Genomic DNA, 23,527 nt, shown 5'->3' on the forward strand with positions numbered 1-23,527 from the left:
AAAGGACGTTTATGAAGTATTTTATCGGAACGGATCATGCCGGATTTGAAGTTAAACCTTTTGTAATTGATTATTTACAAAAAAAGGGGCTTGAAGTAGAGGATTTGGGGTGTTATTCATCTGAAAGTGTAGATTATCCGGACTTTGCTCATAAAGTTGCCGAAGCGGTTTTAGCAAATCCTGGGACTAAGGGGATTTTAATTTGCGGCAGCGGAATTGGAATGAGTCTTGCTGCTAATAAACATAAAGGTATAAGAGCCGCGCTTTGCCATGATTACTATACTGCATCGATGGCCAGACGTCATAATGATGCAAATATTTTGTGTTTTGGTGCAAGAATTGTGGGGCTGGGTGAGATTGAATCAATTCTTGAAGCATGGTTAACGCATGAATTTGAAGGTGGAAGACACGAAAGAAGGGTGAAAAAAATTGATATTTAATTGGATTTTTTTATCATTAATTATATTATTAACACTTTTTTTGACTTTCAAAATGTTTTATTATAAACATTTTTGGGAAAAATCTTATGAAAATGAAAAACTGTTAAAAGAAAATCTTAATGAAGCTGAATTGCTAATTAAAAAATATCAAATTCAGCTTCAAAGGGCTCTTGGAAATTTGTCTTTGCTTGAAGATGAAATAAATAAATTAAAAAATGACTTAAAAGCTGTAAAAAACAGAAATGCTCAATATAGAATAGAAAATGAACAGCTTAAAAAGAAAATAAAAGAGCTTGAAAATAAAATTGAAGCATTACTCTAATTTAATTTTGTGTAATATATATAAAAACAATAAAGGTATGATTAAAATACTAATTATTAATTTTGTGATAAAAATTGCTGCAATATTTAAAAGAGAAAATATAATTTTATCCGAATTCTGTAAATAATATTTGACTTCTTTTTTTATTTTATTTATAGAGCTGCTGTTTAATGTGTTGTTTTGTGCGGTATATTTAATTATGTTTAGATTTTGATTGATCTGGGGTATGAAATAGCTTTTTTCTAAATAATGAAATATTAAAGCCGAAACCGGCATGTAAATTCTTAAAAACAAAAGAATTAAAATAAGTCTTTTAAGAATAGAACTGTTAATAAAAATGTTTAAAAATGCCAATATAAGAATTAAAATTACAAATCCCCATAATTTAGAAAGTTCATATAAAACTTTTTCACTTCCAAGAACCCATAACGCATTTGTAAGTAATGTAGAAAACCTTTCAACGGCGTCATTAATCGGATCCACCACTTCTCCAAGTGCCACATTTCCGCTGACAAATGCGCCGGCTTCTATTGACGAATTTTTGATAACAGATATTCCTGCATTAAGGGATCGGGCTAGAGCGTAAGTAATTAAAGAGGATTTAAGAGATTCGTTAATATAATTTTTTGTAAATTTGTCATATAAAGGAAAAGAAAAAAGAATAATTACAGCAGAAAAGAAAATGATTAAATTCTGTTTATTTTTTTTTAGGTCTAAAAGCGCTTTTGCTTTCAATATAATCTCCTCCTATTAAATCAACTGTATAAGGAATGGCCGCCCATACTGCTTCCAGATTTTCTTTTATTGCCTTTGGAGAGCCTGGCAGATTTAATATAAAAGTGTTTTTTACCACACCTGCAGTGCCTCTGGCAAGTATTGAAGTCGGTACGTATTTTAATGAATGCATTCTCATAAGTTCCCCAAATCCTGGTAATTCTTTTTCGATCACCATACGAGTGGCTTCTGGAGTTACGTCTCTTGGGGCAGGTCCTGTGCCGCCGGTAGTTAAAATTAAAGAACATTTCTTTTCTGCTAGTTCTTTTAAAGTTTTTACAATTTCATCAAATTCATCAGGTATTAATTTATAAACAGTTTCAAATTTATTTTCAATATTTTCATTTAAGAATTTTTCTATTTCTTTTCCGCTTTTATCTTCATAAATTCCTGCACTAGCTCTATCTGAAATTGTAACAATACCAATTTTTAACATTTAAATCCTTTTTGGAAAATTATATCAATTTTTAGAAGAAGTATGGAAAAAAGGTTTAACTAAATAACAAAAAAGTAAAAATATTACAGTATTGCGGAATTTAATGAAAAGTTTGCGTTAAAAAATTGCATTTAACCTATAACGGCTGTAAGCGTAGAAAATGAAAATTCGCACAAATTCACCGCTTGAAGTTAAAAATGACAAGCAGTTGCCATTTTATTAACAGCCCTTTTGTTTGTAATTTTTAATAAAATTTGAATGGAATGCTAGGAAAGTGAAGTATCAGTTGTAATATTTTTTTCTTTGAAGTGGATATTTGGTAATGAGTATATGGAAGAAAAAGAAAAAGAATTATTCAGCGTAATAATCGATTCCTTCTTTTTCTTTTAACATATTAATTAGGTGATTTTTATACCCTTCTACCCATTTATCAACATCGTCAACTTTAATTCTTGCAACTCCGCTTTCAATTGCGGCTCTTGCAACTGCTACTGATTCATCAACAAATACTCTTCTGTCAAACGGTTTAGGTAAAATATAGTCTTTTCCAAATTTCAAATCAGCTCCATTGTACGCATCTTTTACGTATTGAGGAACCGGTTTTTGAGCAAGGTCTGCTAATGCATAACAAGCTGCAATTTTCATTTCCATGTTTACGGCTTTTGCTCTAGTATCAAGCGCACCTCTGAAAATATAAGGGAATCCCAAAACATTGTTAATTTGGTTTGGATAGTCACTTCTTCCTGTTCCTATGATTAAATCATCTCTGACTTCCAAAGCAAGTTCCGGTTTGATTTCCGGATCAGGGTTTGCCATAACAAAAAGCATAGCATTTGGAGCAAGGGTTTTTACCATATCCTGAGTAATACAGTTTGCTACAGAGTTTCCAACTACCACGTCAGCACCTTTTAGGGCATCAGCTAAAGTTTCAATGTCTTCATCTACTGCCCAAGGCTGTTTATATTTATTTAAATCGGTCCTTTTTGTTGTAATTGCACCCTTACTGTCAGTTACTACGATGTTTTTAATTCCAAGCGCTTTATACATTTCACACGCAGCAAGTCCTGCGGCACCTGCTCCTATAACCACAACTCTTAAATCTTCAAGTTTTTTACCAGTTAGTCTTGCACCGTTAATGATAGCTGCACCTGAGATGATAGCTGTTCCGTGTTGGTCATCGTGGAAAATAGGAATATCGCATTTTTCCTGAAGTTTTTTTTCTATATCAAAACATTTTGGTGCTTTAATATCTTCAAGATTAATTCCTCCAAATGTCGGAGCCATTGCCCAGCTGACATTTACAATTTCATCAATATCATGTACCTGAAGCTCAATATCAAAAGCATCAACATATGCAAATTTTTTAAATAATACTGATTTACCCTCCATTACGGGTTTACCTGCAACAGGTTTTAAAGTTCCTAGTCCCAAAACAGCAGTTGAATCTGATATTACCGCTACAAGATTTGCTTTGTTTGTATATTCGTATGCCAAGTTTTCATCTTTATCTATTTCAAGACATGGGATAGCAACCCCAGGTGTATAAGCAAGTGAAAGATCTTTTGAATCTTTAACAGGTTTTGTTACTTCTATAGCAATTTTACCAGGGACTGGTTTTGAATGATATTCTAAGGCTTCCTCTCTTGTAAATACCGGTCTGTTTGCCATTTAATCTCCTTTTTTTGTACAATTATAGTTAAAAGTTACCATACTTTACAATTATATTACTCTTTTTAAGAGTGAGTGTTACAAAAGGAAGCAAATGATAATAGATACTCATACCCATCTGGATAATGAAAAATTTAAAGATGACGTTGATGAGGTTATAAAAAGGGCCAAAGAAGCTGGTGTCAAAAAATTTATAATTCCGGCGGCTGACCCTAAAGATTTACCAAGGGCAATTGATTTGGCGGAAAAGTATGATGAGATTTATTTTGCTGTTGGAGTGCATCCTGTAGATATAGATAAATTTGAAGAAAAATTACTGCTTGAGAATATAAATCATCCTAAATGTGTGGCAGTAGGGGAGATAGGACTTGATTATCACTGGGTTAAAGATGAAAAGCAAAGAAAAAAGCAGCAAGAATTTTTTCAAAGACAGATTAATATAGCAAAAAAATATAATAAACCGATAATCGTACATGTAAGGGAAGCAACTGCTGATACAGAAAAGATTATTGAAAACAATCCTGATATAAAAGGTGTGTTTCACTGCTTTAACGGGGCAGAGCAGCTTTTAAAATTCAGTGACAGGTTTTATTATGGAATAGGCGGTGTTATTACATTTAAAAATGCAAAAAAACTTGTAAATGTATTTCCTAAAATCCCAAAAGAAAGGATTGTTATTGAAACAGATGCCCCATATCTTACACCTCATCCCCTCAGAGGTAAAAGAAACGAACCTATGTATACTGTTTATGTAAGGGATAAAATTGCCGAGCTTTGGGGAGTTGATAAAGAAGAAGTGGAAAAAGTAACAACCAATAATGCAAAAAGGCTTTTTAACATATGAAAAAATTAATTTTTATTTTGATTTCTGTTATTTTGTATGCTGATATTTTTACCAATAAAAATGTTCAGATTTTACAGAGTTTGGGAATTGAGGAAAATTTTATAAATAATAAAAAATTAAATTATTTATATAAAATTTATTTAAAAAATAAAAAAAGATACTTTTTGAATGTTTTAGAAAACGGATATGATTTTTTGCCTCTTATAAGGGAAGAAATTATTAAATCAAAAATTCCAAAAGAATTAATTTCAGTAGCATTAGCCGAGAGTTACCTTAAATTAAACGCAAAATCAGATAAAAAGGCAATAGGACTTTGGCAGATTATGCCCCTTACCGCAAAAAGATTTGGTCTTAAAATAAACGAATATGTTGATGAAAGGAAAGACCCTGTCAAAGCCACAAAAGCGGCAATAGAATATTTAAAAAATTTATATGATTTCTTTGGAAAATGGTATCTTGCCGTTATGGCATATAATGCAGGGGAAGCCAGGATAGTTGAGGCGGTTGTCAGGGCCAAAGTTGATAAACTGTGTAAGAAACTTGGAAAAAACTGTAAGAAAAATAAAGAAATAAAAGAGTACAGAAAAATTATAAGAAATTATCAAAGACATGGAAGATATGCATACGGACCGCTGCACCGGTTATATCTGAAATTAAAGCCTGTTCCTTTAACTCTTAGTGAACTGTTTACATTTCAAAAAGGTTTGAAAAGACAGTATCTTCCAAAAGAGACAAGAAAATATATTTTAAAAATTCTTGCTTTGTCTTTTTTGTTTAACAATGACGAATTTATAAAATATTCTAATTCATATCTTTTAAATTCGGGAGTTACACCTTCCTGGGTAAAAGTTGAAGTACCGGCAGGAACCAGTTTAATATATGTAAGTAAATTATTGGGAGTTTCATTAAAAGAGTTAAGAAGACACAATTATCATTTAAATTATATTTTTACACCTCCCTATAAATATTATATTTATATCCCTTACAGTAAATTAGCTTATTTTAAATTGAATTTTCATCCGAAAAAATACTTTTTTGTATACAGGGTTAAAAAAGGAGATACACTACTGAAAATAGCAAAAAGATTTGATACGAAAGTAAAATTGATAAAAGATTTCAATAAAATAGGAAGATTTTTGCATATTGGTGAAAGACTGGTAATTCCTTTAAATTCTGTATTTATAACTTATAAGGTAAAAAAGGGTGACAGTTTAAATAAAATTGCAAAAAAATACGGAATAGATTATGCTAAAATAAAAAAAGTTAATAATTTAAAAACAAATATTATAAGAGTAGGACAGATACTTAAAATTCCTCAGGAGTTTAAATGAAAAAACTGATATATATTGGTTTATTAATTTTTATTTTCATATTTGCAGGATGCGGGAGCAGGGAATATGAAACTGTTGTTTATTCAACCCCGGGTAATAAACCGACTCAAAATGCTTATGCGGTAAATGGGAATGTTTATATTCCTAAAAAACATGTACCTATCGGTTGGACTCAACGTGGAATTGCAAGTTGGTACGGACCCAATTTTCATGGAAAATATACAAGTAACGGTGAAATATACAATATGTATGATTATACGGCCGCTCATAAAACGCTTCCAATGAATACAAAAATAAAAGTTACAAATTTAAACAACGGCAGAAGTGTTATTGTAAGAATTAATGACAGAGGCCCTTTTGTAAAAGGAAGAATAATAGATTTAAGTTATGCGGCTGCTAAACAAATAGGTATTGATAAAACAGGAACGGCTCCTGTAAAACTAGAAGTGATAGGATTTGGGGGTAAAGATTATGTCGACGGATATATGATACAGGTCGGTGCATTCTCAAGATATAAAGGAGCAAAAATTACTGCAAAAAAATATCAAAATTTAGGATATAATATTGCAATTAAAAATATAAACGGGTTGAATAAGGTATTTATTACAGGATTCTCAACATATAATGATGCTAAAAGATTCAAAATGGAAAACAATATAAACGGATTTATTGTAGGAGAATAAATGACCGAAATAAAAAGAAAAACAAAAGAAACAAATGTTGAAGTAAAAGTAGAGATAAATGGAAGCGGAAAATCGCAAATTTCTACAGGTATAGGGTTTTTTGACCATATGTTGGAAGCCCTTTCAAAACACAGCGGAATTGATATGGAAATTTTTTGTGAGGGTGATATTTTTGTGGATTATCATCACAGTGTGGAAGATGTTGGGATTGTTTTGGGAGAAGCGCTGAATAAAGAAGTTTTTCCAGTTAGCAATATTGAAAGATTTTCAAATGTCGTCGCAATTTTAGATGAGGCTGCGGTTGAGGTGGATTTGGATATTTCAGGAAGGCCGTATCTTGTATATGAAATGCCAAGAGACGGAGTTATAAAAGATTTTGATTTAGAACTAGTTGAAGAGTTTTTTAAATCACTTGTTTTCAATTTTAAAATTTCAGCGCATATTATCTATAAAAGAGGTACAAATAAGCATCATATTGTTGAAGCTGCTTTTAAAGCATTTGCCGTGGCTCTTAGGAGGGCTCTTTCTTACAGGAAAAACGGAATTCCTTCTACAAAAGGTGTTATATAACTTGGAAACGGATAATGAGAAATCAAAAGTGATAATATGGAGATGAAATGATAGAACTTATTGTACTTGATGTTGACGGGACTTTAACAGACGGGAAAATATATTATTCAAACAGCGGTGATGAGATAAAGGCTTTTAATATAAAAGACGGTTTAATGATTAAATCCTGGAATACTCTTGGAAAAAAGAGTGCGATTATTACAGGCAGGGTTTCTAAAATTGTGGAAAGAAGGGCAAAAGAACTTGATATCACTTTTATAAGACAGGGGATAAGAGATAAAGCGGGGGAACTTAGAAAAATAGTTGATGAATTAAATATCAGTTTTGATAATGTAGCGATTATAGGTGATGATATGAATGATTTTTCAATGTTGAAGCTCGTTAAAAAAACATTTGCCCCTTATGATGCCTCTGCTTTTATTTATGATTTTGTAAATTATCCTTTAAATAAAAAAGGCGGGGAGGGGGCGGTTGCCGAAATGATTGAAATTTTGTTAAAAGAAGAAAATTTATATAATAAATTTTTAGAGTTATGGCAAAAATAATAATTTTTTTAACAATAGTTTTTATAATGATTTTTCCTATTTTTATTTCAAATAAACATTATAAAAAAATTCCTGAAAAAAAAGAAAATAAACCGTTGATTGAAATCATCGACGGTAAATATAAAAAATATAATAATATTTTGGAGATAAACGGAAGTTTTTCAAAAGCCAATATATATCTAAATTATTATCAATTTGACAATTTATTTGCTGATAATTTGGTAAAAAAAGAAAAATATTTTGCTAAATGGGCTTTTAGAAAAAATAATATAATTAAGGCAAAAATTGTTAAATATATAAATAATGATTATAATGTACATGCAAAAAATGTACTTTATAATGAAAAAAAGAAACTTTTAAAAGGCTGGGATTTTACTTTTAATTCAAATAAAGCAAAGGGAAAGGGTAAATACTTTGAAATAGATAAACATAAACATTTGTTTGCAAAAAATATAATTTATTATATAAAGGTTGAAAAGTGAAAAAAATTGTTATTTTTATATTGGCTGTTTTATTAAATGCACAGGAATTAAAAATTATCAGTAAAATTTTTAACTATTATCCCGACAAATTATATTCGTATTTTAAGGGTGATGTAAATGCAACCAAAGGAAAAGACAATATTTTAGCTGATGAAATAAAAGTATATTTAAATAAAAACAAGTCATTAAAAGAATTAATAGCAATAGGACATGTGAAATTTAATTTAAATTTAGATAATAACACTACTTATAAAGGTTACAGTGATTTTTTAGATTATAATATAAAAAGCGGGGATATTATATTAAAAGGAAATGCCTTTGTTAAAAAACTGGAAACCAATGAAAGTGTAAAAGGAAAATATATAAAAATTAATAAATTCAGCAAAAAAGCAGAAGTTAAAGGCGGTAAAAAACCGGCTGTAATTATAATAAAGGTAAAAGAATGAAAGTAAGATTTATAAAATCGGCACCAAGCATAAGAGAAGCTATTGAGCCTAATTTGGTGGAAATTGCACTTCTTGGAAGAAGTAATGTGGGGAAAAGCAGTTTTTTAAATGCTTTTTTAAATCAAAAAATTGCAAAAACATCTTCAACCCCGGGAAAAACTCAGCTTATAAATTTTTTTGAAGTTGAAGATGAAGGTAAAAAATATATACTTGTTGATTTGCCTGGGTTCGGATATGCAAAAGTTTCAAAGTCATTGAAAAAAGAATGGGGTAAAAATCTGGATGAATTTTTAAAAAACAGGTTTAATATAAAACTTTTTATTCATTTAAGAGATGCAAGACATCCGAATCTTGAAATTGACGAAAATGTAGATAATTATTTAAAATCATTCATAAGGCCGGATCAGCAGATACTTACGGTTTTTACAAAAATAGATAAACTGAAACAGAGTGAAATTTCTAAATTAAAAAAAGAATTTCCTAATGCGTTGTTTGTATCCAATGTCAAAAAAAGAGGTTTTGAAAGGGTAAAAGAAAAAATTAATGAAATTTTGTGGGGAAATAATAAAATGGAAAATGAAAAATGAATAACGGAAAAGATATTAAATTAATAAAACCTAATTTAAAAAATATTCAAGATATTCAAGAAATTGTTGATGAATATGTAGATGAGGGTATAATTTTGAAAAGAGATGATGATGAAGTTGCGGCAAATATCCGATCTTATATTATAGCTTATGATAATAATAAACCTGTGGGAGTTGGTGCGCTTCATATATTTTCACCTTTTTTGGGTGAAATTCGCTCACTTGCGGTAAAAAGAGAATATCAAGGGAAAGGAATAGGAAGGGAAATTGTAAATAAATTAATTGACGAAGCAAAAAATCTGGGATTAAAAGAAGTTTTGACTTTAACTTATCAAAAAGAGTTTTTTGAAAAGTTGGGATTTGTTGAAATTCCGAAAGAATCAATTCCTGATAAAAAAATATGGGCAGATTGTATAAAATGCAAATTTTTTCCAAATTGCAACGAAATAGCACTTATAAAACATTTATAAAAATTATTTTAATTTTTTTAATTAACAGTTTAAGTGCTTTTTCTCCTTTATTGCCGATATTAATTGGATTCTTTTTATTTTGCGATGAAATATTTTTTTCTGTAATTTATATTTGTTTTTTTTCAGTTTTGCACAGTGTAAATATTTTTTATTTAATAACAGTTTATTTAATTTTAAGATTTTTTTTATATAAAAAGATTGTTGATTATATTAATTATGAATATCAAAGCATAATTTATGTATTGATTATATATATTGTTTTATTTGTTTATTTTTTATATTTTAGTAATGTTCAAAATTTATTAATATTTTTACTGTTTAATTTTTCTTTTGATATATTGTTAATTAAGGTTCTTAGGTGCGAAGCAAAATTGTTATAGGAATTATTTTTTTATTTTTTTTGGTGTTAATTTACAGGGTGTATGATTTAAGTATTGTATCATACGACAAATATAATAAATTAGCTACTCAAAATAAAGAAAAAATAATTCCCATTGCCCCAATCAGAGGGATTATTTTTGATAGAAAAAACAATCCTATTGCTTTTAATCAGCTGAGATTTAATTTGGCAATTTCTCCACATTTAAAAATAAATGAATTAAAAGAAAAAATTGATTTTTTAAAAACAATATTACCGGATATTAATGAAACAAAATTAATAAAAACATATAAAATATATAATTCCCCCTACAACCATAATCCTATTACGCTTATAGAATATTTAGATGAAAAAACCATTTATAAAATAGAGCCGTTTCTTTCGATGGATGAAGATTTTTTTATTATGCCTAGTTATTTGAGAAAATATCCGTATAAAAATGTATTGTCTAACGTGTTAGGTTATGTGTCAAGAGCAAATGTTGAAGATTTGAAAAAAAACAATGTTATAACTCTTACCCAGATAAGCGGTAAAAGGGGAATTGAAAAATATTATGACAATGTGTTGCAAGGTGAGGCTGGTGAAAAAAAAGTTATAGTAAATGCGAGAAACATTATATTAAAAACATTATATATAAAAAAGCCCGTAACCCACAATATTACACTCAGCATCGATACACAGCTGCAAAGTTTTATTTATAATTTATTAAAAAAAGAAAATAAAAAAGGTGCTGTAATTGTTATGAAATTAAACGGGGAAATTTTGGCTTTAGTTTCTTATCCTTCATACGATAATAATTTATTCGTAAAAGGTATATCAACCGATAAATGGACTAAATTGCTTTTTGATATTTACCATCCTCTTTTGAATAAACCTGTCAGCGGTCTTTATCCCCCGGGTTCTACTGTTAAACCGGCCGAGGGGTTAATAGCAGCTGCCAGCGGTAAGTGGAATCCATGGAGAAAAATAGAATGTCCCGGATATATTGAAATAGGTGGTAGAAAATTCAGGGACTGGAGGCCACAGGGACACGGTGAAACAGATCTGATTAAAGCTATAAAAAGAAGTGTTGATACTTATTATTATCAGCTGGGGCTTAAAATTGGAATTGATTTTTTAGCTAAGAACCTAAAAAAAATGGGGTTTGGAGAAAAAACCGGAATTGATTTGCCAAATGAAAAAAACGGAATTGTTCCGAATAAAGAATGGAAAATAAAGAAATACCATCAGCCTTGGTTTATAGGGGAAACATTAAATGCGGTAATCGGTCAGGGGTATTTTTTGGTAACCCCACTTCAGGTTGCGGTAAATACCGCATTAATAGCAAGCGGAAAACTTCCTAAGCCTTTTTTAGTTAAAAAAATAGATAATAATATAACCAAACCTGTTTTAAAAGATGTATTGACAAAAAAAGAAAAAAGAAAATTGTGGATTATCAGAAAAGGAATGTGGGAAGTTTGTAATTCACAGGGAGGTACCGCCACAAGACATATAAACATCCCTTATTTTAATATAGCGGGAAAAACTGGAACTGCCCAGGTTTATTCAATTCCCCAGGAAGTTAAAAAAAGAAAAAAAGAAGATGAACTTGCTTATTTTCACCGTTCACATGCTTGGCTTACAACTTACGGGCCATACAGAAAACCCCAATTTGTGGTAACCGTTTTAATCGAACACGGAGGTCACGGAGGGGAGGCTGCGGGGGATATTGTCAGTCAGATTTATATATGGCTTTATAAGAATGGATACATTAAAAAATGAATAATGTATAATGTAAAAAAATTTAATGAAATTTAAATAAGATATTTGGCAAATTCTTTTTTATCTTTTTTTTCACCTGTGAGTTTTTTATTTCCTACAATTATTTCACCTTTGTTTTGTTTGGTATAGCTTACCATCATATCCGCTGCAAGCTGTTTTATATTTTCAGGGGCATTTTTTTGGATAAGTCCGACAGGACCAGGGAAATTATCACATTTCATTATTTCAAAAATTTCTCCGCTGTAATTTTTTAAAACAGGGTTTTCATCTTTGTTTCTTGAAATAATTATTTTATATCCATTAATACTAAAATGCCTTCCAACTTTGCTTATTTCTATTTCTTTATAGGTAAATCCTATATTGTTTTTTAAATCCTTTACCCTTTTTGAAAAATTTGCATCAGTTAGCAGACATCCTCCGCCAGGACTTTCAATAAAATCTTCAATTCCGTATTTTTTGGCAAGTTCAAGCTGAATTTTTCTTTCTCTGCCACTAATCCCTAAAAGTTTTTCCCTATCAACCCATCCTTTTATTTCCGGAACTGTAGGCGGTAAAAGTTTAGCGCTAAGCGGTCTTAAAATAAGACCTTTTGCACCGGAGAGGTTTGTAACCGCATTCATAGCGGGAAGTCTCTGGCTCATTGGTCTTTGTCCCACAACTTCCCCGTTAATTATAAATTTTGCCCCAGTTTTATCCATATATTCTTTTGCAATCCTTATCATATTCGCATGACAGTCGATACAAGGGTTTAAATTTTTTCCATATCCGTATTTCGGGGAAAAAAGTATGGTTTTTATATATTCATCCCTGATATCAGCTATATGTAACTTTACTCCGAGTTTATCAGCAGCGCTTTTTAAAAATTCTTTTTTTTCCCTGTTGGCTTCAAAACCGATATCTATATATAATGCTTCCACTTCAATATTTTGCTCTTGGATAAGTTTTACGGCGAGGGCTGAATCAAGTCCTCCGCTAAATAGTGCTATCGCTTTCAACAAGTTCTCCTTTTTTAAGTTTTAGCAGTTTTAAATTTAATATTTTTAGTTTATGCATTTTTTCATTAGGAGTTAAATTTTTATCTGATTTTATTTTTAAAACTTTTTCCTGATAATATGGAATTAAAAGTTTTCTTATCTGATTTTTTAAACTTTCATAATTCAGTGTTTTTACATCATCCCTTAATACAATATCCAATAATTTTGGATTGTTAAACTCTTCTGCATAAACAAGCTGTAATTCTTCTCGGTGTGTTTTGAATACATCGGTGCTTAAATATTCAACTATTTCATCCATTAAATTTTGGTTTTCATAAAGGGTTTTTATAATACCAGCTTCCGCAATATCAATTTTTTTAACTGAATTAATTTCTTCTTTTGTTTTTCTTATATAAAAAAGTCTCGGATTAATTTGTAGCATTTGAGCGGAAGTATTAATAAAGTCTTCTTTTAAAAGATCAGGCAAGGTTTTTATATAATCTTTCAGTTCATTTAGACAGTGCTGTTTGGCAATAGCATTTTTTATATTGTATTTATTGATTGTCTGGCTGATTATAAAATCTTTAAATTCAATTCCGTTTTTTATAAATTCATCTAAATTTCCACCTTCTTTTACAATATCTGCAGGATCTTTTCCACTTTCAAGTAAAATAACCCTTCCTTCAAAAAATTCTTTGTAAAGAAGTTTTGACGCTTTAAGGGCTGCATTAATTCCAGCAGTGTCACTGTCATATAAAATATTTATTTTTGCATTAAGTTTTTTAAGTATTGGGAGATGTTCAATAGTAAGGGCTGTACCGAGTGTTGCAACTGTTGTGTTATAACCAGCCTGATGCAGCATTATGACATCCATATATCCTTCGACTATGATTACTTCTTTTTTGCGCAGAATATGTTCCCTTGCAAAATTTAGACCATACAGGGTTTTTGATTTATTAAATATTTTTGTGTTAGTGAAATTTATATATTTAGCGGGATGGTTTGTAATAGTCCTTCCGCCGAAGGCAATTATTTTATTTGTACTGGAAAAAATAGGAAATGTAATTCTTTCAATAAGTCTTGGGTATTCTCCGTTTACCAAAACACCAAGTTCGTTTAAAGCTTTAAAATCAAGCTTTGCATTTTTAAAATAATTTATCTGTATTTGTGCCTGTGGGGCGAAGCCTAGAGAAAATTTTTCAATGGTTGAATCCTTAAGACCTCTTTGTTTTAAATATTCAAGGGCGGTTTTGTTTTTATACAGATTTGAAATATAATAATTGTTTACCGATTCTAAGATATCGAGTTTTACAAAAGATTTTGATGAAGTATAATCCAGTTTAAAATTATACATACTTGCAAGTTTTTCTATAGCTTCCGGGTAAGAGAGTTTTTCTATTTCCATTATAAATTTTATTGCATCTCCGCTGGCTCCGCATCCGAAGCAGTGGTATATCTGTTTACTTGGGCTTACTACAAATGAGGGTGTTTTTTCGCTGTGAAAAGGACACAGGGCTTTATAGTTGCTGCCTTCTTTTTTTAATTGAAGGTAATTTCCAATTATATCAACAATATCGATAATACTTTTTAAATTTTCTATTGATTCTGGTTTTATCATAATGAAATTATAATAAAATAATGTATAATTGAAAATGAAAATCTATAATTAGAATATTTTTTAATTTGAAAGGTAATTATGCGGGACCCGTTATTTCAGCTGATTTTATTTGTGATTATTATTCTTTTGACTGTTTTGATAACAGTCGGTATAGGAAAGTTAAGGGAATATTTAAAAGAAAAAGAACTTAAAAACTTTTTAAAAGATTTTGAGTATCTGGAAATTGAAAATATTAAACTAGATGATTCTTCAATAGAAGCCCTTTTTTTACTTGCAAAGGCCTATTATAAAGAGGGGGAATATGAAAAAGCACTTAAAATTTATCTTTGGATAAATAAAAATATAAAAAGTACTGAAATTTTAAAAGAAATAGCAAATCTTTATTTTAAGGCCGGTTTTTTGGAAAAAGCCAAAAACATTGCTTATCAGGTTTTAAAAATCAAACCCCGAGATAAGGAAATGCTTAAAATTTTATTGATTATTGATGAAAAATTCGGCAATTATAAAGAAATAATAGATATTATAGAAATTTTTGAAGAATTGGGAATTGATTTACAAAAAGAAAAAGCAAATGCTCTTTTAAAATATATTCAAAACGGTAAAAACTGTAATGTTGAATTTTGTGAAGATGTTAAAACAGTTGAGGATATTTATAAAAAGTATCCTTTTATCAAAAGAGAATATATTGAATTTCTGTTTAAAACAAATCCAAAGAATGCTTATGAACTGATAGCTGATGAATATCATAAATATATAGATTTATTTTTTAACAGAAATGATATTCCAAAAAACATTAAAGACAACAAATGGAAAATTTATAAAAATACACCGTTTGAAATTAAAGCATTAAATTATTTACCTTCAAATCTTGCAACACTGGAGTTTGAATATATTTGCAGTAATTGTAAAAAAATTTTCCCTATATATTCTACAAGATGTCCGCATTGTAATGAATTATTCACTGAAGAACTGATACTCAAATTAAGTGAAAATAAAATAGTTGAAAATATAGAGCTTTAGGCATACCTGTAAGCCGGGTTCTGTTTTGGAGGCTATTTATCTTGGCGCACACTTTACAGTGCCGCTCATGCGAAGGGTATTGTTGCAAGGCTTTACCATCCCTTCTTGCTGCGGAGTGGGTTTACCCGGACAGAGTGTATTGCTACACTCCCGGTGAGCTCTTACCTCACCTTTTCACCCTTGCCTGTGGCCGAAAAGGCCCATCGGCGGTTTGGTTTCTGTGGCACTTTCCCTCGCCTTTCGGCGGCAGCCTGTTAGGCTGACTCCTGCCTTGCTGCAGCCCGGACTTTCCTCTGAAATCAGCAACCTCCCGGTATGCCAGCTCCACCAAAAATCCAAGCTCTTGGACTTTTGGTGGAGCTGTGGGGAATCGAACCCCAGTCCGCAAGTAGAGTACCCTAAGCGTCTACACGCTTAGTTTGTTGGTTATACTTGACTCCTAGGCCCAACAAACAAAGCCTAACCGGAGTAAGGGGTGTATAGATTTTCGGAAAGTCTCTCACACCCTAAGAGACTCTCCTAGCCACACTTTACTCTCCGTCCAAGGCTGTGGCAGACCTTGTTGGACGGAGGCGCCCGAAACTACGGATTAAGCAGCAGCTCTAGCTACTGCTGGGCTATAATTTGTGTTATTTGCTGCGTTTATTTTTAGCGAGCCGTTTTAGTGCTTGCTCAGGCACGCGTGCAGCTTAGGGCTTTCTACCCACGTCGAAATCCATGTCAGCCCCATTAAAGCTACTTTATAGCCTTATTGCGACCGACAAGTGAATTATATCAAAAAAATCTTAAAAAATCAAGAAAAATTTAAGGAAACTTTAAGCTTTTAATTTTACTTGTGCAATTGTATAAGAAAAAGATGACAAAAAATGTCAGGAATTAATTATTTCTTTAATATTTTTTGCCGTATTTGAAATTTTGGATATTTTTTCATTATTGTTTAAAGAATCATCAAGTAAAATTTTTATAAATGCACTACCTACTATTACACCGTCTACATCTTTAGATTTTTCTTTTGCCGTTTTTTCATTTACTCCAAAACCTATAAAAAGTGGAGTTGGGGTAATTTCTTTAATGTATTGGATGATTTCTTTCAAATCTTCCTGTTTTTCTGCACCTGTAATTCCAGCATATGCCACAAGATAGATAAATTCTTTTGGATTTTTAAGTATTTTTTTAATTCTCTCTTTACTATCAGTTGGAGCTACAAATGAAATAAGCGGGAATTTATCTTCATAATTAACTGCTTCTTCATAAGGTAAATCAGGGATAATAAATCCTCTAATTCCGGCCTCGTTTGCTTTTTTTACCATAAAATCATATCCCTTATGATAAAAATTGTTAAAGTATCCCATCCAGTAAGTATTGATATTTTTTCCAATCTGTTCGCTTACTTCAAATAAATCATTTAGTTTAAAGCCGTTTTCAAGCGCTCTTTTATTAGCTTCCTGAATTACCGGACCGTCGGCCACCGGATCTGAAAAAGGAATACCAAGTTCTATTGCGTCGACCCCGTTTTCTTTTAATGAATTGATTAAATCTATTGTAAAATTTTTATCAGGATATGCACATGTGATATAGGCTATTAGTTTTTTCATTGATTTCCTTTGTGATATAATTATATGAAATTATATCAAAAGGCAGGTAATGAAGAACACATTGAATAAATTATATAAAAAAGAAAAACTTACAATGATTACTGCTTATGATGCTTTGTTTGCAAAAATTTTTGATGATATAGCGGATATAATTTTGGTAGGGGACAGTCTGAATATGTCTTTTATGGGAGAGAGCGATACCCTTACTGCCACAATGGATCAGATGATATATCATACAAAAGCCGTTTGTAATGGTGCGAAAAAAGCTTATATAGTCTGTGATATGCCTTTTGGTAGTTATTCCACGCCTGAGAAGGCATTGGAAAATGCAATAAGAGTTTATAAGGAAACAAAAGCGGATGCCGTTAAACTTGAAGGGGGGGCTGAAAAAGCCAAGACTGTTAAATTATTGACAAATAATGCGATTGCCGTAGTCGGGCATATCGGGCTTATGCCGCAGTTTTCAAGAAGCGAGGGTGGTTACAGGGTAAAAGGAAAAGATGAATTTTCAAAACAAAAACTAATTGAGGATGCAAAAGCCATTGAAGAAGCAGGGGCTGTGATGCTTGTGATTGAAGGTGTTAAAGAAGAGGTTGCAAAAGAAATAACAGAAATGATAGATATTCCAACAATAGGAATAGGTGCCGGCAGATATACTACCGGGCAGGTATTGGTATGGTCTGATATGCTTGGATTTTTTGAAGAATTTAAACCTAAATTTGTAAGACGTTATTTAAATGGAGCTGAAAAGGTAAGAGAGGCGGTTAAAAAATATGTGGAAGACGTAAAAAGCGGTAATTTTCCAGGAATAGAGGAGATATATTGAGAATAGTTGAAATAGAAAAAGTAAGTATAGAGGAAAGTTATGAAAAATCCCTTAGACCTAAAAATTTTGACGAATATATAGGTCAGGAGCAGATTAAGAAAAATCTTAAAGTTTTTATCGAAGCTGCCAAAAAAAGAAGTGAAACCATTGACCATATTTTATTTTTTGGACCTCCGGGACTGGGGAAAACAACTCTTGCTAACATTATTGCAAATGAAATGAATGCAAATATTAAAACAATAGCAGCCCCTATGCTTGAAAAAAGCGGAGATTTGGCAGCAATCCTTACGAATTTAGAAGATGGTGATATTTTATTTATTGATGAAATCCACAGGCTTAAATCCACAATTGAAGAGGTTTTATATTCGGCAATGGAAGATTTCAGGCTTGATATAGTAATAGGAAGCGGGCCTGCGGCACAGAGTATAAAAATTGATATTGCAAAATTTACCTTAATAGGTGCAACAACTAGGGCCGGAATGCTTTCAAACCCTCTGAGGGACAGGTTTGGAATGAGTTTCAGGCTTAATTTTTACAATGAGGAAGAATTAAGTCTTATTATTAAACTTGCAAGTAAAAAATTAAATACAAATATAGATAATGATGCAGCAGTTGAAATTGCAAAACGTTCTCGTGGAACACCTAGAATTGCCCTAAGACTATTAAAAAGAGTTAGGGATTTTGCTGAGGTTGAGAATAAAAAGGTTATAGATAAACAGATAGCAGATTTTGCACTTGATCAGCTCGGTATTAATGAATACGGTTTCGATGAGCTTGATATCAGATTTTTAACCCTTCTTGCCGAAGCTAAAAAGCCTTTAGGACTCTCAACCATAAGTGCGGCTTTAAGCGAAGATGTGGATACAATTGAGGAAGTCATTGAACCGTTTTTAATAGCAAACGGATATATTGAAAAAACTCCGAAAGGGAGAATGGCGACAAGAAAAACTTATGAAATATTAAATTTTGCTCCAGCAGGTTTGTTTTAGGGGGAATTATGAAAGTACTTGGAATATTAACTTTAATCATAGGATATTTTGTATATTTAACTTATAAGCCGTATCTTCTTGATATTGCAATAGCTTCTCTTATGGCTATTGCATTTGGAAAAGTTATATATTTTTTATCATTAAAAATTAAAAATAAATATCTTTTAAGTTCTATAGTAACAATAATATTTGCCTTTTTGATTTTTGGTCCTATTTTATATTTTGTTTTTAAAGCCGGTGCTATAATTTCCAAGGTAGATGTAAATGAAATTAAAATAATTTTATCTAAATCACAGGATTTAATATCCTATCTTCCATCTTTTATTCAAAGTGAAGTTAAAAATTATATAAATCCGGAACATATTACAGAAATCTATAATGCAATAATGCCAATTGTAGGGACTTTAACTGCGAAAAGTGCGGTATTTTTTAAAGATGCTTTTTTAATTGTAGTATTTTTCTTTTTTGCTGTTTTATATGGAAAAGAGATACTTCTTTTTTTACAAAAAGTAATTCCTCTTGAAAATGAAAAATTGGAAAAAATATTTTTCGGTACAAGTGAAGTAATGAGTGTGGTTTTTTATTCCACTGTGTTAACTGCCCTGCTTGAAGGTGTTTTATTCGGTTTTATAGTTAGTATGTATGGGCTTAATTTTATATTTTTTACAGTAATGTATGCGTTTGCTTCTTTAATTCCTATTATAGGTGGTATTTTAATGTGGGGGCCTGTCAGTTTGTATCTGTATGCCAACGGAAATACCCAGGGTGCCATTGTGGTTGCTTTATATTCAATAATTATGATTTCAATCATAGCCGATACATTTATAAAACCTGTTATTATTGACAGGGTAAAAAAACTGTTTAAAGGAGAATTTGAAGTAAATTCTCTTTTAATTTTCTTCTCCATAGTAGCAGGGCTTTCATCTTTTGGGCTTTGGGGAATTATAATCGGGCCCGCAGTTACCGCAATGTTTTTATCTGTAATCAGGTTTTATGAAAAGATTGAGTAACAATGACTAAATTTTCTTAAAAATTTTATGTAAAAAACTTGACAAACAGTATTTTATTTATTATAATTACATTGTCAATTAAAAAAAAAGAGTGACAAAATGAAAGAAAAGGTTGAGTTAGTATTAGAGGAGTTAATTAAAGAATATTTAAAAGAATCGGCTCCAATAAGCTCAACTAAATTAAAAGAAAAAGCAAATTTACCTTTTTCAGCTTCATCTATTAGAAGCTATTTACAAAAATTAAAAAAACACGGGCTTATTGAAAAAGAACATTTGTCGAGCGGTTCTAAACCCTCAAAAAAGGCTTTAAAAACTTTTTGGAAAGAAAATTTTGAAAATATAGAATTAGATTTGAAAAATTTGGAAGAAAAGATTATAGAAAATAATCTATATTTTGCAGCTAAGATCTTTGAAAACGAATTGTTAAAAAAAGTTTATAAATATGACAAATTTATAATTGTAGAATTTGAAAAAAATGAATTTGTTTTTAAATATGATGCAAATTTATATACCTTTTTAAAATCACTTGAAGGTATATATTTTGATCAAATCAGAAACTACTTGGAATATTTAAATTTAAATGAAATTTTTAAAAAAATTGATTTAATATATGAATATTTATGTTATAATCAAAAAAGATTATTTGAGCTCAGTCAAGTTATTGACATTAAACCATTCATAGAATTTGAATTTAATTCTATTAAAAAAGGTTTAAATTTTATAAATGATATTCTTATATACAAAAATTTAAAAAAAGTTGATGATAAATGGTTTGAATATGTTTTGATTGGTGACATATATTCAAACTTTCTAAACCTAATCAAAGGAGGGGCAAGTGGCTAAGCATGATAAAAACAAGCATGAAGAGAGACAACATAGCCAGCAAAATCAAAATCAAGAAATTGATACAGAGGCTTTAAAAAAAGAAAATGAAGAGTTAAAACAAAAACTGGATGAAGCACTTAGGGCTTATGCTAAGTGTGAAAACGATAAAAAAATTCTTAAAAAAGAAACAGACGCATTGATTGATTATGCGTATGAAAAATTTGCAAAAGATTTATTGCCGGTTGTGGATTCACTAGAACTGGCAATTACTCATGCAAATGAGATAGAAGATAAAGCCGAGGCTTTTGATAAACTTATCGAAGGTGTTGAGCTAACACTCAAAAAAATGCTTGATACCTTTAAAAATCACGGAATTGAGCCTGTTGAACATGATGAGTTTAATCCAGAAATTCATCAGGCTATCCAGCAGGTTCAAAGTGATGAGCACGAAGAAGGTGCTATAGTTGATATCTATCAAAAAGGTTATAAACTAAAAGACAGACTAATAAGACCATCAATGGTTACAATAAATAAAAAATCTTAAGGAGGGAAAAAAATGGGAAAAGTAATAGGAATTGACTTAGGAACAACAAACTCAGCAATGGCTTACTATGATGGGAAAGATGCAAAAATTATACCAAATAAAGAAGGTAGAAACACAACTCCGTCAGTAGTGGCATTTACAGACAAAGGTGAAGTATTAGTGGGAGAACCTGCTAAAAGACAGGCAATCACAAATCCAGAGAGAACAATTTATTCTGTAAAAAGAATTATGGGTATGATGTGTAATGAGCCAAAAGCTCAGGAAGCTAAAAAACATGTACAATATAAAATTGTTGATAAAAACGGAGCTTGTGCTGTTGAAGTTGACGGGAAAATTTATACACCGCAAGAAATTTCAGCAAAAATCTTAATGAAACTTAAAAAAGATGCAGAGGAATTTTTTGGTGAAGAAGTAACTGAAGCTGTAATTACAGTACCGGCATACTTTAACGATTCACAAAGAAAAGCGACTCAAGAAGCCGGAAAAATTGCTGGACTTAACGTATTAAGAATTATTAACGAACCAACAGCAGCGGCTTTGGCATACGGACTTGATAAAAAAGGTGAAGAAAAAATCTTAGTATATGACTTGGGTGGTGGTACATTTGACGTAACAGTACTAGAAATTGGTGATGGTACTTTCCAAGTACTTGCAACTGACGGTAACGCATTCCTTGGTGGGGATGACTTTGACCAAAGAATTATGGAATGGCTAATTAACGAATTTAAAGCTGAAACAGGAATTGATTTAAGCAATGATAAAATGGCTCTTCAAAGATTAAAAGATGCGGCTGAAAATGCTAAAAAAGAACTTTCAACTAAAGAAGAGACTGAAATTAACTTGCCATTTATTACTGCTGATGCAACAGGACCAAAACACTTGGTTAAAAAATTGACAAGAGCTAAATTTGAAGCTATGATTGATGATTTATTGCAAGAGACATTAAAACACATTGACACAGCATTGAATGATGCAGGTTTAAATAAAAATGAAATTGATGAAATAGTAATGGTTGGTGGTTCAACAAGAATTCCAAAAGTTCAACAATTGGTAAGTGAATATTTTAACGGTAAAAAATTAAATAAATCTGTAAACCCTGATGAAGTGGTTGCACTTGGTGCTGCAATTCAAGCAGGTGTATTAAAAGGTGAAGTAAAAGACGTATTGTTACTTGATGTTACACCACTTAGTCTTGGAATTGAAACACTTGGTGGAGTAATGACTAAAATTATTGAAAAAGGTACAACAATACCTGTTAGAAAATCACAAATATTCAGCACAGCTGAAGATAACCAAACAGCGGTTACAATTCACGTATTGCAAGGTGAAGCAGAACTTGCTAAAGACAATAAATCACTTGGACAATTTAATCTTGAAGGTATTCCGCCAGCTCCTAGAGGAGTGCCGCAAATTGAAGTTACATTCGATATTGATGCGAACGGAGTATTACATGTAAGTGCAAAAGATAAAACAACTGGAAAAGAACAAAAAATTACAATTACAGGAAGTTCAACTCTAAGTGAAGAAGAAATTCAAAGAATGATTAAAGAAGCTGAGGAAGCGAACAGAAAAGAAAAAGCGAGAATTGAAGCTATTAAAGCAAGAAATGAACTTGATGCAGTTGCATATCAGGCAGAAAAATTCATAAAAGACAATAAAGATAAACTTGGAGATGTAAGCGCACTTGAAGCTAAAATTAAAGAGGCTAAAGAGCTTATTGAATCTCAAAGCGAAGATAAAGCTAAAATTGAGGGCTTAAAAGCTGAATTACAAGCAGAATTACAAAAAGCTGCTCAAAATATGGCAGCAAGTGGACAAGCTCAAGGCGGTGCACAGGGACAACAAGGTCAACAACAAAATAAAGGTGGAGACGACGACGTTATAGATGCAGAGGTTGAATAAGCCTCTGCTTGTTTCTTTTTTATTTTATAAAAATAGTGTCAGTCACTATTAAATTAAAATTAGTTTTTTTATTTTATTTTTGATTTTTAAATTTTATTTAGAACTATTAGTATCCGTAATTTCAAACTCCCTTACTGCTATTAAATTATTTCCGTCATATATACTAACTCTCCATTTACCTATTAAATAAGGTCTGATTGTAATGTTTGAATATGTTCTCCATCTAAGCCCTTTGTAAATAGGAAGCTGAATATCTGCATATAATTTCCATACATCGTTTACATTTTTTTCCCATACAAAATCAATAAGTCTGTTTTCTTCTATATTTGTAAAATATGCAAATGCATAAACTTTTTTATCTTTGGTTGTAAAAGTAGAAGTTATATAAGCAGGAGTTAAGTTTTTAACATCTTTGCAAGTAACAAACTCTTTTAAATCATAAGAAAAAAGAAATGTTATTATCAAGAAAATGAGAAGTTTTTTCAT

General features: G+C 30.9%; 26 protein-coding genes and 2 other RNA genes. 19 read left to right on the top strand and 9 right to left on the bottom strand.

The window, feature by feature from the left end:
• Positions 1–11 precede the first annotated feature (11 nt).
• Positions 12–440 carry a ribose 5-phosphate isomerase B gene (gene rpiB / locus LNAT_RS06710; RefSeq protein WP_096259670.1) on the top strand — a complete coding sequence of 143 codons (429 nt, stop codon included), beginning with the start codon at positions 12–14 and terminating at the stop codon, positions 438–440.
• Positions 430–762 (top strand): hypothetical protein, encoded by a 333-nt coding sequence (locus LNAT_RS06715; protein WP_096259672.1) that lies wholly within the window; start codon positions 430–432, stop codon positions 760–762. The genes rpiB and LNAT_RS06715 overlap by 11 nt, the downstream gene beginning before the upstream one ends.
• On the opposite strand, the gene LNAT_RS06720 is transcribed toward LNAT_RS06715, so the two are convergent.
• The 3 genes from LNAT_RS06720 to LNAT_RS06730 form a co-directional block, all read right to left on the bottom strand.
• On the bottom strand, positions 754–1,497 hold the full coding sequence (locus LNAT_RS06720; protein WP_096259674.1) for a hypothetical protein: 744 nt from the start codon (positions 1,495–1,497) through the stop codon (positions 754–756). The genes LNAT_RS06715 and LNAT_RS06720 overlap by 9 nt on opposite strands.
• The gene (gene mog / locus LNAT_RS06725; protein ID WP_096259676.1) at positions 1,460–1,972 is read right to left on the bottom strand and encodes a molybdopterin adenylyltransferase; all 513 of its coding nucleotides are present in this window, start codon (positions 1,970–1,972) and stop codon (positions 1,460–1,462) included. Before mog ends, LNAT_RS06720 begins: the two co-directional genes overlap by 38 nt.
• Positions 1,973–2,323: 351 nt before the next feature.
• On the bottom strand, positions 2,324–3,640 hold the full coding sequence (locus LNAT_RS06730) for a malic enzyme-like NAD(P)-binding protein (RefSeq protein ID WP_096259678.1): 1,317 nt from the start codon (positions 3,638–3,640) through the stop codon (positions 2,324–2,326).
• 94 nt (positions 3,641–3,734) lie between these two features.
• On the opposite strand from LNAT_RS06730, the gene LNAT_RS06735 reads away from it, so the two are divergent.
• The 10 genes from LNAT_RS06735 (at position 3,735) to mrdA (ending at position 11,738) form a co-directional block, all read left to right on the top strand.
• Positions 3,735–4,484 (top strand): TatD family hydrolase, encoded by a 750-nt coding sequence (locus LNAT_RS06735; RefSeq protein WP_096259680.1) that lies wholly within the window; start codon positions 3,735–3,737, stop codon positions 4,482–4,484.
• Positions 4,481–5,815, top strand: coding sequence for a lytic transglycosylase domain-containing protein (locus LNAT_RS06740; RefSeq protein ID WP_096259682.1), 1,335 nt, complete (start codon positions 4,481–4,483; stop codon positions 5,813–5,815). Before LNAT_RS06735 ends, LNAT_RS06740 begins: the two co-directional genes overlap by 4 nt.
• The gene (locus tag LNAT_RS08965) at positions 5,812–6,498 is read left to right on the top strand and encodes a septal ring lytic transglycosylase RlpA family protein (protein WP_096259684.1); all 687 of its coding nucleotides are present in this window, start codon (positions 5,812–5,814) and stop codon (positions 6,496–6,498) included. Before LNAT_RS06740 ends, LNAT_RS08965 begins: the two co-directional genes overlap by 4 nt.
• On the top strand, positions 6,499–7,068 hold the full coding sequence (gene hisB / locus LNAT_RS06750) for an imidazoleglycerol-phosphate dehydratase HisB (RefSeq protein ID WP_096259686.1): 570 nt from the start codon (positions 6,499–6,501) through the stop codon (positions 7,066–7,068).
• A gap of 47 nt (positions 7,069–7,115) precedes the next feature.
• Positions 7,116–7,613 carry a KdsC family phosphatase gene (locus tag LNAT_RS06755; RefSeq protein WP_096259688.1) on the top strand — a complete coding sequence of 166 codons (498 nt, stop codon included), beginning with the start codon at positions 7,116–7,118 and terminating at the stop codon, positions 7,611–7,613.
• Positions 7,601–8,095: a hypothetical protein gene (locus tag LNAT_RS06760; RefSeq protein ID WP_096259690.1), complete on the top strand. Its 495-nt coding sequence runs from the start codon at positions 7,601–7,603 to the stop codon at positions 8,093–8,095. Before LNAT_RS06755 ends, LNAT_RS06760 begins: the two co-directional genes overlap by 13 nt.
• Positions 8,092–8,541, top strand: coding sequence for a lipopolysaccharide transport periplasmic protein LptA (gene lptA, locus LNAT_RS06765; protein ID WP_096259692.1), 450 nt, complete (start codon positions 8,092–8,094; stop codon positions 8,539–8,541). The genes LNAT_RS06760 and lptA overlap by 4 nt, the downstream gene beginning before the upstream one ends.
• Positions 8,538–9,128, top strand: a complete 591-nt coding sequence (yihA, locus tag LNAT_RS06770) for a ribosome biogenesis GTP-binding protein YihA/YsxC (protein WP_096259694.1) — start codon at positions 8,538–8,540, stop codon at positions 9,126–9,128. The genes lptA and yihA overlap by 4 nt, the downstream gene beginning before the upstream one ends.
• Complete coding sequence (locus tag LNAT_RS06775) at positions 9,125–9,598, top strand: N-acetyltransferase (protein WP_096259696.1); 474 nt, start codon at positions 9,125–9,127, stop codon at positions 9,596–9,598. Before yihA ends, LNAT_RS06775 begins: the two co-directional genes overlap by 4 nt.
• 358 nt (positions 9,599–9,956) lie before the next feature.
• Positions 9,957–11,738 (top strand): penicillin-binding protein 2, encoded by a 1,782-nt coding sequence (gene mrdA / locus LNAT_RS06785; RefSeq protein ID WP_096259700.1) that lies wholly within the window; start codon positions 9,957–9,959, stop codon positions 11,736–11,738.
• 32 nt (positions 11,739–11,770) lie between these two features.
• Here the strand turns inward: mrdA and LNAT_RS06790 are convergent, their stop codons facing one another.
• Positions 11,771–12,733: an argininosuccinate synthase domain-containing protein gene (locus LNAT_RS06790; protein WP_096259701.1), complete on the bottom strand. Its 963-nt coding sequence runs from the start codon at positions 12,731–12,733 to the stop codon at positions 11,771–11,773.
• On the bottom strand, positions 12,711–14,330 hold the full coding sequence (dnaG, locus tag LNAT_RS06795; protein WP_096259703.1) for a DNA primase: 1,620 nt from the start codon (positions 14,328–14,330) through the stop codon (positions 12,711–12,713). The genes LNAT_RS06790 and dnaG overlap by 23 nt, the downstream gene beginning before the upstream one ends.
• Positions 14,331–14,408: 78 nt before the next feature.
• On the opposite strand from dnaG, the gene LNAT_RS06800 reads away from it, so the two are divergent.
• Positions 14,409–15,350, top strand: a complete 942-nt coding sequence (locus LNAT_RS06800; protein WP_096259705.1) for a tetratricopeptide repeat protein — start codon at positions 14,409–14,411, stop codon at positions 15,348–15,350.
• Here the strand turns inward: LNAT_RS06800 and rnpB are convergent.
• The 3 genes from rnpB to trpA form a co-directional block, all read right to left on the bottom strand.
• An RNA gene (gene rnpB, locus LNAT_RS06805) (RNase P RNA component class A) lies at positions 15,344–15,672 on the bottom strand. The two genes, LNAT_RS06800 and rnpB, sit on opposite strands and share 7 nt — an antisense overlap.
• Positions 15,673–15,702: 30 nt before the next feature.
• Positions 15,703–16,078, bottom strand: a transfer-messenger RNA (tmRNA) gene (gene ssrA / locus LNAT_RS06810).
• Positions 16,079–16,219: 141 nt separating this feature from the next.
• Complete coding sequence (gene trpA, locus LNAT_RS06815; protein WP_096259707.1) at positions 16,220–16,945, bottom strand: tryptophan synthase subunit alpha; 726 nt, start codon at positions 16,943–16,945, stop codon at positions 16,220–16,222.
• A 49-nt stretch (positions 16,946–16,994) separates the two neighbouring features.
• On the opposite strand from trpA, the gene panB reads away from it, so the two are divergent.
• From panB to dnaK, 6 genes are all read left to right on the top strand, one after another.
• Positions 16,995–17,771 carry a 3-methyl-2-oxobutanoate hydroxymethyltransferase gene (gene panB, locus LNAT_RS06820; protein ID WP_096259708.1) on the top strand — a complete coding sequence of 259 codons (777 nt, stop codon included), beginning with the start codon at positions 16,995–16,997 and terminating at the stop codon, positions 17,769–17,771.
• Positions 17,765–18,760, top strand: a complete 996-nt coding sequence (gene ruvB / locus LNAT_RS06825) for a Holliday junction branch migration DNA helicase RuvB (RefSeq protein ID WP_096259710.1) — start codon at positions 17,765–17,767, stop codon at positions 18,758–18,760. The genes panB and ruvB overlap by 7 nt, the downstream gene beginning before the upstream one ends.
• 8 nt (positions 18,761–18,768) lie before the next feature.
• Positions 18,769–19,770 (top strand): AI-2E family transporter, encoded by a 1,002-nt coding sequence (locus LNAT_RS06830; RefSeq protein ID WP_096259712.1) that lies wholly within the window; start codon positions 18,769–18,771, stop codon positions 19,768–19,770.
• A gap of 99 nt (positions 19,771–19,869) precedes the next feature.
• Positions 19,870–20,613: a hypothetical protein gene (locus tag LNAT_RS06835; protein WP_096259714.1), complete on the top strand. Its 744-nt coding sequence runs from the start codon at positions 19,870–19,872 to the stop codon at positions 20,611–20,613.
• Entirely contained in the window at positions 20,606–21,139 is a 534-nt protein-coding gene (locus LNAT_RS06840; protein WP_096259716.1) for a nucleotide exchange factor GrpE, read from the top strand. The genes LNAT_RS06835 and LNAT_RS06840 overlap by 8 nt, the downstream gene beginning before the upstream one ends.
• A gap of 12 nt (positions 21,140–21,151) precedes the next feature.
• Positions 21,152–23,041, top strand: coding sequence for a molecular chaperone DnaK (gene dnaK, locus LNAT_RS06845; RefSeq protein WP_096259718.1), 1,890 nt, complete (start codon positions 21,152–21,154; stop codon positions 23,039–23,041).
• Positions 23,042–23,134: 93 nt separating this feature from the next.
• On the opposite strand, the gene LNAT_RS06850 is transcribed toward dnaK, so the two are convergent.
• The gene (locus LNAT_RS06850) at positions 23,135–23,527 is read right to left on the bottom strand and encodes a DUF2914 domain-containing protein (RefSeq protein WP_096259721.1); all 393 of its coding nucleotides are present in this window, start codon (positions 23,525–23,527) and stop codon (positions 23,135–23,137) included.

The organism is Lebetimonas natsushimae (genome assembly GCF_002335445.1).
Taxonomy (GTDB): Bacteria; Campylobacterota; Campylobacteria; order Campylobacterales; family Nautiliaceae; genus Lebetimonas; species Lebetimonas natsushimae.

What these genes read in the sequence shown, in the direction of transcription:
- LNAT_RS06760 (WP_096259690.1), top strand. Translation starts at nt 7,601, where the DNA reads ATGGCAAAAATAATAATTTTTTTAACAATAGTTTTTATAATGATTTTT.
- rpiB (WP_096259670.1), top strand. Translation starts at nt 12, where the DNA reads ATGAAGTATTTTATCGGAACGGATCATGCCGGATTTGAAGTTAAACCT.
- dnaK (WP_096259718.1), top strand. Translation starts at nt 21,152, where the DNA reads ATGGGAAAAGTAATAGGAATTGACTTAGGAACAACAAACTCAGCAATG.
- LNAT_RS06835 (WP_096259714.1), top strand. Translation starts at nt 19,870, where the DNA reads ATGAAAGAAAAGGTTGAGTTAGTATTAGAGGAGTTAATTAAAGAATAT.
- LNAT_RS06800 (WP_096259705.1), top strand. Translation starts at nt 14,409, where the DNA reads ATGCGGGACCCGTTATTTCAGCTGATTTTATTTGTGATTATTATTCTT.
- panB (WP_096259708.1), top strand. Translation starts at nt 16,995, where the DNA reads ATGAAGAACACATTGAATAAATTATATAAAAAAGAAAAACTTACAATG.
- LNAT_RS06755 (WP_096259688.1), top strand. Translation starts at nt 7,116, where the DNA reads ATGATAGAACTTATTGTACTTGATGTTGACGGGACTTTAACAGACGGG.
- LNAT_RS06830 (WP_096259712.1), top strand. Translation starts at nt 18,769, where the DNA reads ATGAAAGTACTTGGAATATTAACTTTAATCATAGGATATTTTGTATAT.
- dnaG (WP_096259703.1), bottom strand. Translation starts at nt 14,330, where the DNA reads ATGATAAAACCAGAATCAATAGAAAATTTAAAAAGTATTATCGATATT.
- LNAT_RS06850 (WP_096259721.1), bottom strand. Translation starts at nt 23,527, where the DNA reads ATGAAAAAACTTCTCATTTTCTTGATAATAACATTTCTTTTTTCTTAT.
- LNAT_RS08965 (WP_096259684.1), top strand. Translation starts at nt 5,812, where the DNA reads ATGAAAAAACTGATATATATTGGTTTATTAATTTTTATTTTCATATTT.
- LNAT_RS06735 (WP_096259680.1), top strand. Translation starts at nt 3,735, where the DNA reads ATGATAATAGATACTCATACCCATCTGGATAATGAAAAATTTAAAGAT.
- trpA (WP_096259707.1), bottom strand. Translation starts at nt 16,945, where the DNA reads ATGAAAAAACTAATAGCCTATATCACATGTGCATATCCTGATAAAAAT.
- hisB (WP_096259686.1), top strand. Translation starts at nt 6,499, where the DNA reads ATGACCGAAATAAAAAGAAAAACAAAAGAAACAAATGTTGAAGTAAAA.
- LNAT_RS06775 (WP_096259696.1), top strand. Translation starts at nt 9,125, where the DNA reads ATGAATAACGGAAAAGATATTAAATTAATAAAACCTAATTTAAAAAAT.
- mog (WP_096259676.1), bottom strand. Translation starts at nt 1,972, where the DNA reads ATGTTAAAAATTGGTATTGTTACAATTTCAGATAGAGCTAGTGCAGGA.
- LNAT_RS06730 (WP_096259678.1), bottom strand. Translation starts at nt 3,640, where the DNA reads ATGGCAAACAGACCGGTATTTACAAGAGAGGAAGCCTTAGAATATCAT.
- LNAT_RS06740 (WP_096259682.1), top strand. Translation starts at nt 4,481, where the DNA reads ATGAAAAAATTAATTTTTATTTTGATTTCTGTTATTTTGTATGCTGAT.
- yihA (WP_096259694.1), top strand. Translation starts at nt 8,538, where the DNA reads ATGAAAGTAAGATTTATAAAATCGGCACCAAGCATAAGAGAAGCTATT.